General features: G+C 63.9%; 13 protein-coding genes. 4 read left to right on the forward strand and 9 right to left on the reverse strand.

Translation table 11 applies throughout. The annotated features are described in order from the left end of the window. The first annotated feature begins 1 nt into the window (after position 1). Positions 2–571 (forward strand): DUF2946 family protein, encoded by a 570-nt coding sequence (locus AC1RKI_RS01085; protein WP_150980060.1) that lies wholly within the window; start codon positions 2–4, stop codon positions 569–571. Between the two features lie 52 nt (positions 572–623). Here AC1RKI_RS01085 and AC1RKI_RS01090 read toward each other — a convergent pair whose 3' ends face one another. Continuing rightward, a complete protein-coding gene (locus AC1RKI_RS01090) occupies positions 624–2,360 on the reverse strand; it encodes a beta-barrel assembly-enhancing protease (RefSeq protein ID WP_492794336.1) in 1,737 nt (578 codons plus the stop codon). A gap of 205 nt (positions 2,361–2,565) precedes the next feature. Here AC1RKI_RS01090 and moaC point away from each other — a divergent pair, with 205 nt between their 5' ends. The 3 genes from moaC (at position 2,566) to AC1RKI_RS01105 (ending at position 4,861) form a co-directional block, all read left to right on the forward strand. Then, entirely contained in the window at positions 2,566–3,045 is a 480-nt protein-coding gene (gene moaC, locus AC1RKI_RS01095) for a cyclic pyranopterin monophosphate synthase MoaC (protein ID WP_492794163.1), read from the forward strand. 228 nt (positions 3,046–3,273) lie between these two features. Then, on the forward strand, positions 3,274–3,699 hold the full coding sequence (locus tag AC1RKI_RS01100; RefSeq protein ID WP_150980063.1) for a hypothetical protein: 426 nt from the start codon (positions 3,274–3,276) through the stop codon (positions 3,697–3,699). A gap of 640 nt (positions 3,700–4,339) precedes the next feature. Then, positions 4,340–4,861, forward strand: coding sequence for a glycine zipper family protein (locus AC1RKI_RS01105; RefSeq protein ID WP_061954878.1), 522 nt, complete (start codon positions 4,340–4,342; stop codon positions 4,859–4,861). A gap of 107 nt (positions 4,862–4,968) precedes the next feature. Here the strand turns inward: AC1RKI_RS01105 and AC1RKI_RS01110 are convergent, their stop codons facing one another. From AC1RKI_RS01110 to recA, 8 genes are all read right to left on the reverse strand, one after another. Next, on the reverse strand, positions 4,969–6,768 hold the full coding sequence (locus tag AC1RKI_RS01110; protein ID WP_492794161.1) for a PglL family O-oligosaccharyltransferase: 1,800 nt from the start codon (positions 6,766–6,768) through the stop codon (positions 4,969–4,971). Positions 6,769–6,899: 131 nt separating this feature from the next. Then, entirely contained in the window at positions 6,900–7,430 is a 531-nt protein-coding gene (locus AC1RKI_RS01115; RefSeq protein WP_084003891.1) for a pilin, read from the reverse strand. 274 nt (positions 7,431–7,704) lie between these two features. Next, positions 7,705–8,400, reverse strand: coding sequence for a TerC family protein (locus tag AC1RKI_RS01120; protein ID WP_061954873.1), 696 nt, complete (start codon positions 8,398–8,400; stop codon positions 7,705–7,707). Between the two features lie 316 nt (positions 8,401–8,716). Continuing rightward, positions 8,717–9,598 carry a succinate--CoA ligase subunit alpha gene (gene sucD / locus AC1RKI_RS01125; RefSeq protein ID WP_061954871.1) on the reverse strand — a complete coding sequence of 294 codons (882 nt, stop codon included), beginning with the start codon at positions 9,596–9,598 and terminating at the stop codon, positions 8,717–8,719. Between the two features lie 58 nt (positions 9,599–9,656). Beyond that, positions 9,657–10,823 carry an ADP-forming succinate--CoA ligase subunit beta gene (sucC, locus tag AC1RKI_RS01130; protein ID WP_061954869.1) on the reverse strand — a complete coding sequence of 389 codons (1,167 nt, stop codon included), beginning with the start codon at positions 10,821–10,823 and terminating at the stop codon, positions 9,657–9,659. Positions 10,824–10,910: 87 nt separating this feature from the next. Continuing rightward, a complete protein-coding gene (locus tag AC1RKI_RS01135) occupies positions 10,911–11,582 on the reverse strand; it encodes a DUF2889 domain-containing protein (RefSeq protein WP_061954868.1) in 672 nt (223 codons plus the stop codon). 328 nt (positions 11,583–11,910) lie between these two features. After that, positions 11,911–12,396 (reverse strand): recombination regulator RecX, encoded by a 486-nt coding sequence (recX, locus tag AC1RKI_RS01140; RefSeq protein ID WP_492794157.1) that lies wholly within the window; start codon positions 12,394–12,396, stop codon positions 11,911–11,913. Between the two features lie 79 nt (positions 12,397–12,475). Next, the gene (gene recA / locus AC1RKI_RS01145) at positions 12,476–13,537 is read right to left on the reverse strand and encodes a recombinase RecA (RefSeq protein WP_061954864.1); all 1,062 of its coding nucleotides are present in this window, start codon (positions 13,535–13,537) and stop codon (positions 12,476–12,478) included. Between the last annotated feature and the right edge of the window lie 77 nt (positions 13,538–13,614).

The following is a 13,614-nucleotide window of genomic DNA, read 5'->3' on the forward strand; positions in this document are numbered from 1 at the left end:
CATGGACGAGGTAGTCAAGCAAGCCATGGCACGCTGGCCGAACGTGCCTAACTGCTACGGCTGGCTATTGCTGGATCGGCGCGGCCAATGGCGCATGCGCAACGAATACGCTCAGCAGCACGGCCTGTCGGGCGACCCCATCCGGCACGAGGCGCTGATCGGATTCATCGAGCGCAACTACACGCGCGATGCGCATGGCGCGTGGTACTTCCAGAATGGTCCGCAACGGGTCTTTGTCTCGCTGATGTATGCGCCGTGGATCGTGCGGCTGCACGATGGCGCATTCGAAACCTCAACGGGCAGGGCATTCGCGGTCGACGCGTGCTTCGCGGATGAACACGGCAACGTCGTGCTGGCCGGCTGCATCGAAGGCGTGGACGGCGTGCAAGCCGCGCTGCTGCACGATCACGACCTCGACGGTTTCAGCGGCGCATGCGATTGGCACGGCGATGCCTGCGGCGCGGCTCTGGGCGTATTCCATCACGACGGCCGCGACATCGACATCGAACCGATCGCCGAGGCCGAAGTGCCGGCTCGCTTCGGATTCGTGCGGGCGCCGGCGGCGCCATGATCGGCAACCGGGCGCGCGGCGCACGATCGTATCGTGCCCGGCGTGCCACGGTTCAGTTCGGCATGCCCTTGTTGTCCTGGCGATCTTCCTTGAATTGCAGTTGAAGCTGGTGCAGGCGCGCGTCGACTTCGGACAGCGTGTAGAAATCGCCGTCGCCCGCCTTGCGGGCAATCTGCAACTGCTCGATCGCGGCCTGGTACGCACCGTCCATCGCGTATTTTTCCGCCATCGCCTGATGCTGTTGCAGACGCTTGCCCTGCGCCGCGTACGCTTTCGCCAGCATTTCCCACCATTCCGAGCGACCCGATTCTTCGCGCGTGCGTGAGCGCAGGAACGCCACGGCCTCGTCAAGGCGATTGGCGGCCAGCAGTGTGTCGGCGTACGCCAGGGCGGCGGCGTGCGATAACGGAAATGCTTTCAGGGTGGCGCTCGCCTGGTTCATCGCGTCCTGCATCCGGCCTTCGCCCCGCGCCAGTTCCACCGCCATCACGTCCAGCATCGGCGTTCCCGACGTGGCGCCGGGAATGTTGCCGTAGAGCCGCCGGGCTTCGGCCAGCGCCCGTTCCGCATCGGGAAAACGGCCGAGCTTTTGATTGGCGAATGCCATACCGTAGTAGATCGCCGGCAACCGCACCGGCGACGCGCCGGCAATTTGCGCCTGGAACACCTGTAACGTATTGCGCAGGTCATTCGGCGTCGGCTCCTGCAACACGCGCGCGCGCGCCCGTGCGAATTCATAGTCAGGCGTATTGCCGACCTTGCGCGCGGCAACGTGGCGCACGCGATCCTGCATGTCGGCGATACGTTCGGATGTCAGCGGGTGAGTCCGCACGTAGGCGGGGACCGAATTGTCGGAGATGCCCATCACCCGCTGCAGCCGCTGGAAGAAATCGGGCATGCCCTGGGGATCGAATCCGGCGGCCGTCATGATCTGAAAACCAACGCGATCGGCTTCGCGCTCTGCGCCGCGCGAGAAGGACAACTGGTTGGCAATTGCCGCGCCCTGCCCGCCCATGGCCAACGCGGCGGCCGCGTCACCACTCTTGGTGGCGGCCAGCCCGGCAAGCACCATCGACGCCAACGCGATCCACATCGACTGGTCCTGGCTGGTGATGCCGCGCGCGATGTGACGTTGCGTGACGTGGCCGATTTCGTGGCCAAGCACCGACGCCAGCTCCGATTCGCTTTCCGACTGAACCAACAGCCCCGTGTGCACGCCGATATAGCCGCCCGGCATGGCGAAGGCGTTGATCGATCGGTCGCGCACGCCGAACAGCTCGAATCCCGTCGCAAAGGTGCCGGCGCCGTTCGATCCCGCCAGATTCTGGCGGCGCGCGGCCTGGACCAGGCGATAGCCAAGCGCGTTCAGGTAATCATTGAGCAGCGGGTCGGACACATAGTCGGGATCGCGCCGAATGCTCCGCATGATGCGATCGCCCAAGCGCTTTTCCATGTCGGGAGATAACGACGCGGTAGACGGGTCGCCCATGTCGGGCAACTGGATGCCCGCGCTTTCCACCACCGTGTTGCCGCTGCGCAGGCCGAAATCCGATTTCTGGCCCGCACGCACGCTGCGGCTGAGGTTGTCGTAGACCTGATCGCTCACGTCGCCGGTGAGGCCCGGCGTCGGCACGGCCGCCTGCGATGTCGCCGGCGTCGCCGGCAGGCGGGTGCTGACGCCCGCCGCCGGACTGGGCTTCGATGCGGAAATGGCGCTCGCGCCGGTCGCGGCGGGCGTGCCTTGCGGCCACGCCGGCGCGGCCATAGTCAGGACGAGCACGGCCGCCATCGCCCGCGTGAAATGCGGCGTGCGGGCGGCAGGCGTGCCGGGTTGGACAACTGGGGCGCTCAACCGGTCGGGCAGGCGGCGAGGCCATGGATTCTTGGGCATATTGCTATGATAGCGGCCTCCGGATGGCGTTCCCATCGGGCAAGCCCCAGCCCGATGCGCCGCCACGTTCAGCCCTGTTTGCCCTGTTCCCTCACTTCCGCCCATGAGTCAGCTCACCCATTTCGATACCGCCGGACAGGCCCATATGGTCGACGTCGGCAACAAGGCCAGCACCCACCGGGTGGCCGTGGCAACCGGCACCATCACCATGCAGCCCGGCACCTTTGCACTGGTGCGCGACGGCAATGCGAAGAAAGGCGACGTCCTGGGCATTGCGCGCGTGGCCGCCATCATGGCAACCAAGCGCACGTCGGACCTGATTCCGCTCTGCCATCCGATCGGACTCACCAAGGTGGCCGTGGATTTCGCACTGGACGAACCGAGTTCGACCATCGCCTGCGTGGTGCGCACCGAAACGCACGGCCAGACCGGCGTGGAAATGGAGGCGCTGACCGGCGTGCAGGTCGCCCTGCTGACCATCTACGACATGTGCAAGGCGGTGGACCGGGGGATGGTGATGGGCAACGTGAAGTTGCTGGAAAAGCACGGGGGAAAGTCGGGGGATTGGGTGGCGGGGACTTGACAGTGCGTGCCCGGGCAAAGATCGGACTGATTCTTGCGTGAGGTCATAAGAGCACATGGCGTGGCGGCTTTAGGATGTTTCAGTTGCCGATCAGGACTTTTCTGATCCGGACAACCTCAGCATCCTATCGATCAACATCTCCGGGACATCGTCATGCCAAATCCGTCAGATCCCCATCGCAGTCCCTTTTTCGGCGTGTTGCCCGCGGCAAACGCCCTCTTCCGAAGCGTGCTCAGCCCGATCCGGCCGCCCGGAACGCTGCCGCCCCACGTCTTTGCCGATCCCAAACGCGCGGAGTTGCGTGGGCAGATTGCAGCAATCAAGGCGGACTCGCTCGACAGGGGCTCAAAGATTTACCTGGCCGCTGTCGACATGGTGAACACGCAACTCGATATCGAAGGCGTGCCGCTGTTGCCGGATTCCCACGCGCGGATTCGGGACAGTATCGCCAAGGTGGGCGACGGCGATCGCGGCCCGACCGCGGCGCACGTCGCCGAGGCCACCACGTTCGGCAGGCAGGCGTTTGTCTCCGCATGGAACGGACAGACCAACACAGCCATGGATGGCGCGGTGGGTGCTGTCGCCAATCTCGCCGGCATGATGCTGAGCGGCGTACGTGAGCATATGGACACCAAGCGTCCCTGGACCTGGTAGCCGCTGCGGCGGGGTGATCCGTAGCGTCACATTTCTCTCATTGTCGCGTCCGTAATAAAGGTAACGCCACATTTCGCACCGCCCCAAGTGCCGCTGTCTGAGGCAAATTGATATTCAATACAAGACGTGCCAGCCGATCGGTCCGCCGAACCGGCGCCTCAAACGTTTTGGACAGGCAGCAACTTGGGGTACACATCATGAACGGGCGCAAGCTCTGCCAGATAGCTCTGGCGTTGGCCGCGGCAAGCGCGGCTGCGGTCAGCACCACCGCGCTGGCCCACGGTTATTACCACTCGCGTGCACGCGTCGGCGTGGGCGTTTATGTCGGGCCCGGATGGGGCTGGGGTCCGGGGTGGGGACCAGGCTGGTATCCCTACGGGCCTTATTACTATCCGGGCTACTATCCGGGGCCGGCCGTAGTTGCGGTTCCGCCCGCAAATCCGCCCCAATATATCGAGCAAGGCACCGATGGCAATCCAACAGCCACCGACGGCTCCTCTCCGAATGCCTGGTGGTATCGCTGCGCCCAGCCGGAAGGCTATTACCCTTACGTGAGGGAATGCCCCGGCGGCTGGCAACGCGAACAGCCCCACGCGCCGTCTTCTTCGGCGCCCGCGAACCCCATGCCCGGAGCCACCTCATGAGACTGCGTTCATTTTGCCTGCTGATGTCCGCGTCGCTTGCGCTTGGCGCCTGCGCGGTCATCCCGTCCGGCCCGAGCGTCATGGCGCTGCCGGGCACCAACAAGACCTTCGACCAGTTCCGCGGCGACGACTACAACTGCCGCCAGTTTGCCTTCGGGCAAGTGGGCGGCTCGACCCCGCAGCAAAATGCCAACGCCGCGGCCGTAGGCAGTGCCGCAGTTGGTACGGCGCTGGGTGCCGCTGCGGGCGCTGCCTTTAATGGCGGGTCCGGCGCCGCAGTGGGTGCCGGCGTGGGGCTGCTGACCGGCGCTGCGGTCGGAGCCGGCAATTCCTATAACGCGGGATACGGCACGCAGCGACAATACGATGCAGCCTATGTCCAGTGCATGTATGCGAGCGGAAACCGCGTGCCCGTGTATGGCCAGATGGTCGCGAATCCGCCGGTCCGGGCTGCGATGCCGCCGGCCAACTATCAGCCTTACTATCCGCCCCCACCGCCGCCCGGATACGTGCGCTGACAAATCCGGCGCCGCCTGTGCGAGTCGACCAGCGAAGCATCCGACCGACTTGCCTGCCGGCCATCCGCCGCGCGTCATTCGGGCGTCATTCGGGCGTCATTCGCGTGTCAGTCGTGTATTTGCCGGGCGCGGATTTTTGCCCACGCGCAGAATTCCTTCGGGCGATGCGCCGCGTCCATCGCGTCGCAGTCCTGAACCAGCGCATTGAACTGCGCGCTCTCGTCGCCTTGATAGTAGAAGGCCAAGCGCTCCATCCATAAGCGCGCGCGCGCCGGCTCGCCTATCAGCGCCAGCAGCCACGCGCTGCGGCGAATCATCGTCGGCGTCGGCAACAAATGCAGCGCCGAGACATGCGCAGGCAGCAGGCTCGCCGCATTGGTTGCCGTGATGACAACGTGCTCGGCGGCGTCCGATTCCGCATGCGCGCGGAACCAATACCGGGGCATCGGCAAACTGTCGCGATGTTCCTCACTGGCGTATTCGCGCGCTTCGACCCGCCTGTAGTCCTGCCACTGCGTGACCAGCACCGCAGCCGACGCCGCGACAAAAAAAACGCCGAGCGCTGCCAGTACCGGTCGCGGCAAGGCCCGGCCAAAGCCGCTTGGCTCAAGCCACGCTAGCAGGAAGCAGAACGGCAAGAAAAGGTAGAGGTAATGCAGCGGATACTCGAGCATCGAATGCGCGCCCAGCATTGCCAGCCACGCCAGCATCGGCACGGCCATGGCGCGTTCGGACGGCGTCGCGAGCCATACACGGTCGCGCACCACGCGCCATAGCCACGCCAGCAGCACGACCGCTGCGCCAATGGTGCCGACCAGGCCAGTCTTGGCCATTAGATCGAGGACGGCGTTGTGGGCATGCAATGACATCTCGGCGACGACCCGGACGTGCGCCGCTTCCTGGAACTGTCCCCAGCCGAATTCGCCATAGCCGACGCCGAACAGCGGATGCACGCGGAACATCGACAGGGCCTGCGCCCATAACGCGCTGCGATACGAAATCTGGTTTCCCGATTTCAATTGCTGGACCGTGTCGAACAGCCGCCAGTCGAATACCTGCCCCGCCATCTTGATGGCCGGTTGCAGCACCACGACGCCGATCATCAGGATCAGTGCAGCGGCGACCAACCCTGGCGCGCGATGCATCGGCGAGCCCGCGCCGCGCGGCGTGCCGCGCGCCATCCATGCTGCCAGCAGTGCGCACACGGCAGCCAGCCCGACATGTACCAGCCCCGTCCGCGAGCCCGTCAGGACAATGCCGCTTTCGAGCAGCACCGTGGCCACGAGCCAACTGGGAAAGCGCAGCCAGCCACGGGTGGCCAGCCACACCGCCGCCACCAGCGCCAGGCCATTGACCGTAGCCTGGTGATTCGGCTGGTTCAGGTTGCCCCACAATCGCCGGTTGGTGTCGTAGAAGTACTCCGACACCAGACCGAACATCTGGTCTTCCATGTGGAACACCTGAACCCACTGCGCCAGCGTGCCAAGCAATCCGGCAATCAGGAATGCAATGGCGAGCGCGTCGACCACGCCTGCGCGCTGATCGGTGGACATCGATTGCCCCATCCGCCACGCCATGCACATCAGCACGCCGCCCAGCGCCAGCACCAGTTGGGTCGTCAGCCGGCTTCCGGTGATGTCGGCCATTCCCGATGCCGCCTGCAGAATGGTGGTGACGATCAGCCAGACCGGCAACAACGCTACCCATGGATACCCTTTGCGATCCCGGGCGGGCGCTGCCGTACCACTCGCGAATGCCATCGCAACGACCAGCATGACCGCGAGCACCGCTGCCGTCCATTCGCCATAGAACGTGGCCAACGGCAGCGTGTGTTTGGACACCAGCAGCGGCAGGGTAAATGCGACGACGATCATCGTCGCCGGAATCGTGGCTCTATGTGCTGGCATGCGCACGAGTATGAGGACAAAGGCGCCATGATAGCGTGGCCCGTAACCAACCAAGAAGCGCCGGCGAAAAATGCTGACGCTTCCTGGGCGAGGCATGATGCATGTCCGGTCAGCGCCGGCCTGCATGCCGCTCAGGCGCCGGCTTCGCTCCCGGCCGGTGCGCACGACTGTGGCAAGTACTTCTCGTCTGCCGACGATTCGCACAGCCACACTAGCGAGCCCTTGTCCGCGTTACTCATGGTCAACCGCACATACTTGCCGAGCAGTCCGCTGGCGATGTCCGCGTCCTTGAAATTGGCGGTGATCGTGCAGCCGCCTTCGTCGGTGGCGGTGCCGCCCACCTCCACGCTCTTGACGTAGTTGCCGACGATCTCCGTGGCGAGCGGGATCCCGTCGCTGGCGCCGACGGCGTTGTCGGGACATGTGCCGTTGTACGAGAACGCCTCGGTCACCGCGGGCTTCTGCCCGGATGCCAGGCTGATGCCTTCGGACAACTGTGACCGCGTGATGTAGGACTGATATTGCGGGATGGCGATGCCGGCGAGGATGCCGATGATGGCCACGACGATCATCAGCTCGATCAGCGTAAAACCAGCTTGCTGGCGCGGAAAGCCGCGCGGTATCGACGATGTGCTGCGGCTGGCGATGAGTTTGGATTGCATGGATTGATCCCTTTGCGTTTTGCTTGCGTTTGTCTTCGATGTGGAAGGTTGCGTGCCTTGCGGATGGCGCGGCGGCCACGCGAGGCACAGGGGTCATCATCGGAAAACACCGGCGAAGCGCAAATGACCTCGGACAACTCCGCCGGGCTCTTGGAAATTGCTTGGAAATTCACAGGAATCCGTGGTGCGGATGCCGCGATTTGACGCCGTAAAAACAAAACGGGCGACCCGTTTGGGCCGCCCGTTCAGGCTCGCGATGAAATCGGCGCGGTGCTCAGGCCGTCTGTGCGGACCGTCGTTGCAGCAGCTTGCCGATCAGTACCACCAGTACGGCGCCCACGACGCCGAAGACCACATGGGCGTGCGGCACATGCACCTGGAACCACGCGGCATCGACCGGGTCGCTGACCAGCATTTCGCCAGCCAGGTAGCCGAGCAGCGCGGCACCCAGCACGATGATGATCGGGAAGCGCTCCATCACCTTGAGCAGCAGCGTGCTGCCAAAGACGATCAGCGGAATCGACAGGCCCAGACCGATGATCAGCAGCATCAGCTGGCTGCCCTCGGGGCCCTTCTGCGCGGCGGCGGCTACGGCCACCACGTTGTCCAGCGACATCACCAGGTCGGCGATCAGGATAGTTCGGATCGCGGCCCAGATATTGTCCTTGGCGTCATGCCCGTCTTCGTCGTCTTCGCCGGTCAGCAGTTGCACGCCGATGTAGACCAGCAGGATGGCGCCCACGATCTTCAGGTACGGCAGGCTCAACAGCTTGACTGCGGCGACGGTCAGTACCACCCGCATGATGATGGCGGCGGCGCTGCCCCAGAAAATCGCCTTCTTTTGCTGGGCGGGGGGCAGGTTGCGCGATGCGAGCGCGATCACCACGGCGTTATCGCCCGACAGGACGATATTGGTCAGGATGATCGACCCCAGCGCAATCCAGAACGTGCTGCTGGACAACAATTCCACGGCAAGACTCCTCGAATTCCAAAGTTATGTTCCGTGCATGCAGCAGATGCCCTACTGCCTGCTTTCGGATGTCTGAATTACCAGACATGAAGATTTATCGTACGAACCTTTCGATTCGGTTTCAATGGCGGCCGTACTGATGTCGGGATATACCCTAGGGGGCGCGGCGCCATAACGACATTGCCCCCGCAGGTAAGGCGGGGGCAATGTCTTGCGGCCCGTGCACCGTCGCGTGGACGTTGCGCGGGCAGCGGCGAAGCAGTCATGGGGCGGGCGCCGGAACGGTCACCGGCCACATGACGTCGGGTGGGTCTGCTTACAGCATTGCCTTCAGCAGGCGGCCCATTTCCGACGGGTTCTTGGTGACCTTGATGCCACAGGCTTCCATGATTTCCAGCTTGGCCTGCGCCGTGTCGGCACCGCCCGAGATCAGCGCACCAGCATGGCCCATGCGCTTGCCCGGAGGCGCGGTCACGCCGGCGATGAAGCCAACCACCGGCTTCTTCATGTTTTCCTTGATCCAGTAGGCCGCGTTGGCCTCGTCCGGACCACCAATCTCACCGATCATGACCACGGCGTCCGTATCCGGATCGTCGTTGAACATCTTCATCACGTCGATGTGCTTCAGACCGTTGATCGGGTCGCCGCCGATACCCACGGCCGACGACTGGCCCAGGCCCAGCGCGGTCAGCTGGCCCACGGCTTCGTACGTCAGCGTGCCCGAGCGCGACACCACGCCGATGCGGCCCTTGCGGTGGATGTGGCCCGGCATGATGCCGATCTTGATTTCGTCCGGCGTGATCAGACCCGGGCAGTTCGGACCCAGCAGCAGGGTCTTCTTGTTCTGCTTACGCATCTTGTCCTTGACTTCCATCATGTCGCGAACAGGAATGCCTTCGGTGATGCAGACCACCAGGTCCAGGTCAGCGTCGACGGCTTCCCAGATGGCGGCGGCAGCGCCAGCGGGCGGCACGTAGATCACCGAAACGGTGGCGCCGGTTTGTTCCTTGGCGTCCTTCACGCTGGCGTAGATGGGGATGCCTTCGAAGTCTTCGCCGGCCTTCTTCGGGTTCACGCCGGCAACGAACGCGTTCTTGCCGTTGGCATAGTCGCGGCAGCCACGGGTGTGGAACTGGCCGGTCTTGCCGGTGATGCCCTGGGTGATGACCTTCGTGTCCTTGTTGATCAGAATGCTCATTTGCTAGTCCTTTTAGTCGCCCCGCCCAGCTGTGGCCGGGCGGCAACGAAAGTTGTCCTTACTTGCCAGCGACCGCGGCCACGACCTTCTGGGCGGCTTCTTCCATCGTGTCGGCCGAAATGATCGGCAGACCGGAATCGGCGAGCATCTTGCGGCCCAGTTCCTCGTTGGTGCCCTTCATGCGGACGACCAGCGGCACGCCCAGCTGCACGGCCTTCGACGCGGTGATCACGCCTTCGGCGATCACGTCGCAGCGCATGATGCCGCCGAAGATGTTGACCAGGATGGCCTGCACATTCGGGTTCTTCAGCATCAGCTTGAAGGCTTCGGTCACCTTCTCGGTCGTGGCGCCGCCGCCAACGTCCAGGAAGTTGGCCGGCTCGCCGCCGAACAGCTTGATCGTGTCCATCGTGGCCATGGCGAGGCCCGCACCGTTCACCAGGCAGCCGATGTTGCCATCCAGCGAGATGTAGGCCAGATCGAACTTCGAGGCTTCGATTTCGTTGGCGTCTTCCTCGTCCAGATCGCGGTAGGCGACGATTTCCGGGTGACGGAACAGCGCGTTCGAATCGAAGTTGAACTTGGCGTCCAGCGCGATCACCTTGCCGTCGCCGGTCAGGATCAGCGGGTTGATTTCAGCCAGCGAAGCGTCGGTTTCCCAGAAGGCCTTGTACAGGCCTTGCAGCGCCTGGCGCGCCTGCGGCACGCTGGCGTCGGGCACGCCGATCTTGCGGGCGATGTCGTCCGCGTCGGCGTCCTTCAGGCCTTCGGCCGGATCGACGATCAGCGTATGGATCTTTTCCGGGGTGTGGGCAGCGACTTCCTCGATGTCCATGCCGCCTTCGCTCGATGCCATCAGGGCCACCTTCTGCGACACGCGGTCCACCACCAGCGAAACGTACAGTTCCTTCTTGATGTCGGCGCCTTCTTCGATCAGCAGACGATTGACCTTCTTGCCTTCCGGACCGGTCTGGTGCGTCACCAGGGTCATGCCCAGGATGTTGCTGGCGTAGGTCTTGACTTCGTCGATGCTCTTGGCCACCTTCACGCCGCCGCCCTTGCCGCGGCCGCCTGCGTGGATCTGCGCCTTGACGACCCACACCGGGCCGCCGAGTTGTTCAGCCGCCTTCAGGGCCTCTTCGACCGAGAATGCCGGGATGCCGCGCGGAACCGGCACATTGTATTTGCGCAGGATTTCCTTGCCTTGGTACTCATGGATATTCATGCGTGTTTCCTTTCGGGTAGGCGTAAAGGGATTGGGAAAAAATTCGCAGACGAGATCTTTCGCCTGTTCCAGGGCCGACCGTGACGGTCAGCCCGACGTACCGTTGGGCCGGTGGGCCAGGGTGTCTTCGCCACCTGATGCAGGGGCATCGGCGCGTGACGCGGTCTGGGGGGACGACGCCGCAGCGCCGGCTTTCGGTTTCGGCTGGTGACCATACCAGCGCGGGTAAAACTGTCGCACCACCTCGCCTTCGAAATGGAGCGCGTGGCATCCATGAAGCTGCATGGGCGGTTCGGGATTGGTGTCTTCCAGGCCGTCGCGAATCTTGAACACGTCGCCCGCGAAGGCCTGGATTGCGGCGGTCGGCAATACGCCGGCCAGCTCGGTGAGATGGGTGCATCCGGCCACGCTGCCCAGCCGTTCGCGCACCGCCTTGCGAAAGCCCTTCATCAGGTTCAGGCCGATGAGCTTGCGGTACGCGGGGCCGATCGTGTCGCAGTGAGTCGGATACGGCACCCAGTCGGAGCACGCCTCGGCATCGACAATATTGAGGCGCAGGTCGATCGTCACGCGCAGCCACAGATCGTGCAACGGCTGGCCTTCCGGACGGATGCGGTTGCCGGCCAGTTCGATGTCGCGCGGCTTGGTGTCCGTCAGGCGCGCTTCGATGTCCCACAGGCCGTCATCCCGCAAATATGCCTCGGCCGTGATGGCACGGCGGTGGCGCAAGGATCGATTGGCTGGCGGGGAAAGCGGCATGACACCAGGGGCTGACGCGGCAGGCAGTTGTGGCGGTAATCGGGGGCAAACATCGCGGCAGGCGGCCCGGCGCGGGCCGGACGGCCACCTGGCCGGGAAAACTCGTGGAGTTTAACATGCCGCGTCGCTTTGCCCGGGAACATCCTGCGCAACGTTCTGTCCAGGGTGGATTGTTGCGCCAGCGCGGCCGGCAAACCCGCGCCACATATGGGATGCGTCGCCATGGCAAGGCGCCCCGCTGCGTTGCACCAGTGGTACGACAACTGCCTTGACGTCCAGCCAAATACCCCTTATGCGTACGCAGGTATGCAACCGCCCACGTCAAAGGTCAAGAGTCGGAATTTTCCCAATCGTCCAGCGTGTCGTCCTCGGCGCGCCGAATGATCTTGGCCACGACCGCGCGCGAGAATCCGCGCGCCATCATGAAGCGGATCTGCTTGACGCGCGCTTCGGGCGTTTCCGGCGGCGCGCCAAAGCGCTTGCGCCAGACCTCCGTGGCGCGACCCAGTTCGGAATCGCGCAAGCGCTCCTGCAGATCGCGCAATTGATCGCTGCCCAGCTGATGGGTTTTGGCTTCCTGCATCACGCGCGCCGCGCCATATCGGCTGGCGCGCCGGTGCACCAGACTATCGACGAAGCGATCGTTCGACAGCCAGTTTTCGCGCTCCAGCGCATCGAGCAGGGCTTCCACCTGCTCGGGCGATTCGGCATGTGGCGCCAGCTTGCGCGCCAACTCGGCACGACTGTGCTCGCGGCGGGACAAGTAACCGACTGCGCGGGCTTTCAGCGAGAGCGGTGGTCGAGAAGCGGCCATCAGGTTTGATCGTGCGTTACCAATAAAAAAGCCGCCGCACTGTCATGCGACGGCCTTCCGTGCCGGTGAGCGGCAACCTTTAGCCTTCGATTTCGGCCGGCGCGCCAACGGCCGCGTTGGTCAGGGCCACGCCCAGCGCCGCGCGCACCTTGTTTTCGATTTCCTCGGCGATATCGGGGTTCTCGCGCAGATATTCGCGCGCATTGTCCTTGCCCTGGCCGATCTTCTCGCCGTTGTAGCTGTACCACGCGCCCGACTTCTCGACGATCTTTGCATCCACGCCCAGATCGATGATTTCGCCCTGACGCGAAATACCCTGACCGTAGAGGATGTCAAAAAAGGCTTCGCGGAACGGCGGCGACACCTTGTTCTTGACGACCTTGACCTTGGTCTCGTTGCCGACGACCTCGTCACCCTTCTTGATGGAGCCGATGCGACGGATATCGAGGCGCACCGAAGCGTAGAACTTCAGGGCATTACCGCCCGTGGTGGTTTCGGGAGAACCGAACATCACACCGATCTTCATGCGGATCTGGTTGATGAAGATCACCAGGCAATTGGTACGCTTGATCGTGCCGGTGAGCTTGCGCAGCGCCTGGCTCATCAGGCGGGCCTGCAGACCTGGCAGGGAATCGCCCATCTCGCCTTCGATTTCGGCCTTCGGCACCAGCGCGGCCACCGAGTCGATCACGATCATGTCGATCGAGCCCGAGCGCACCAGCGCATCGGTGATTTCCAGTGCCTGCTCGCCGGTGTCCGGCTGCGAGATCAGCAGGTTGCCGACGTCCACGCCCAGCTTGCTGGCGTATTGCACATCGAGCGCATGTTCGGCGTCGATGAATGCGCAGGTGCCGCCCAGCTTCTGCATTTCGGCCACGACCTGCAGCGTCAGCGTGGTCTTGCCCGACGATTCGGGGCCATAGATCTCGACCACGCGGCCGCGCGGCAGGCCGCCCACGCCCAGGGCGATATCCAGACCCAGCGACCCGGTGGACACCACCTGGATATCCTGTTCGATGTCACCATCGCCCAGGCGCATGATCGAGCCCTTGCCAAACTGCTTCTCGATCTGGGAGAGCGCGGCGGCAAGCGCCTTCTGCTTCTCAGCGCTCACGCCGGCGCCGGCCTTCTTGTCGTCCATGGTCGTCCTTGATTCAATGGTGTATAAATAGGCCGCATGCGGCGCGGCGCCCGATTCTGAAGCCAATTTCCGGGGAT

The sequence above is a fragment of the Cupriavidus sp. GW822-FHT06G04 genome, from assembly GCF_058799075.1.

Excerpts from the sequence above, each read along its gene's own strand:
- AC1RKI_RS01085 (WP_150980060.1), top strand. The coding sequence starts at position 2 with ATGGACGAGGTAGTCAAGCAAGCCATGGCACGCTGGCCGAACGTGCCT.
- AC1RKI_RS01090 (WP_492794336.1), bottom strand. The coding sequence starts at position 2,360 with ATGGCGGCCGTGCTCGTCCTGACTATGGCCGCGCCGGCGTGGCCGCAA.
- moaC (WP_492794163.1), top strand. The coding sequence starts at position 2,566 with ATGAGTCAGCTCACCCATTTCGATACCGCCGGACAGGCCCATATGGTC.
- AC1RKI_RS01105 (WP_061954878.1), top strand. The coding sequence starts at position 4,340 with ATGAGACTGCGTTCATTTTGCCTGCTGATGTCCGCGTCGCTTGCGCTT.
- AC1RKI_RS01110 (WP_492794161.1), bottom strand. The coding sequence starts at position 6,768 with ATGCCAGCACATAGAGCCACGATTCCGGCGACGATGATCGTCGTCGCA.
- AC1RKI_RS01115 (WP_084003891.1), bottom strand. The coding sequence starts at position 7,430 with ATGCAATCCAAACTCATCGCCAGCCGCAGCACATCGTCGATACCGCGC.
- sucD (WP_061954871.1), bottom strand. The coding sequence starts at position 9,598 with ATGAGCATTCTGATCAACAAGGACACGAAGGTCATCACCCAGGGCATC.
- sucC (WP_061954869.1), bottom strand. The coding sequence starts at position 10,823 with ATGAATATCCATGAGTACCAAGGCAAGGAAATCCTGCGCAAATACAAT.
- AC1RKI_RS01135 (WP_061954868.1), bottom strand. The coding sequence starts at position 11,582 with ATGCCGCTTTCCCCGCCAGCCAATCGATCCTTGCGCCACCGCCGTGCC.
- recX (WP_492794157.1), bottom strand. The coding sequence starts at position 12,396 with ATGGCCGCTTCTCGACCACCGCTCTCGCTGAAAGCCCGCGCAGTCGGT.
- recA (WP_061954864.1), bottom strand. The coding sequence starts at position 13,537 with ATGGACGACAAGAAGGCCGGCGCCGGCGTGAGCGCTGAGAAGCAGAAG.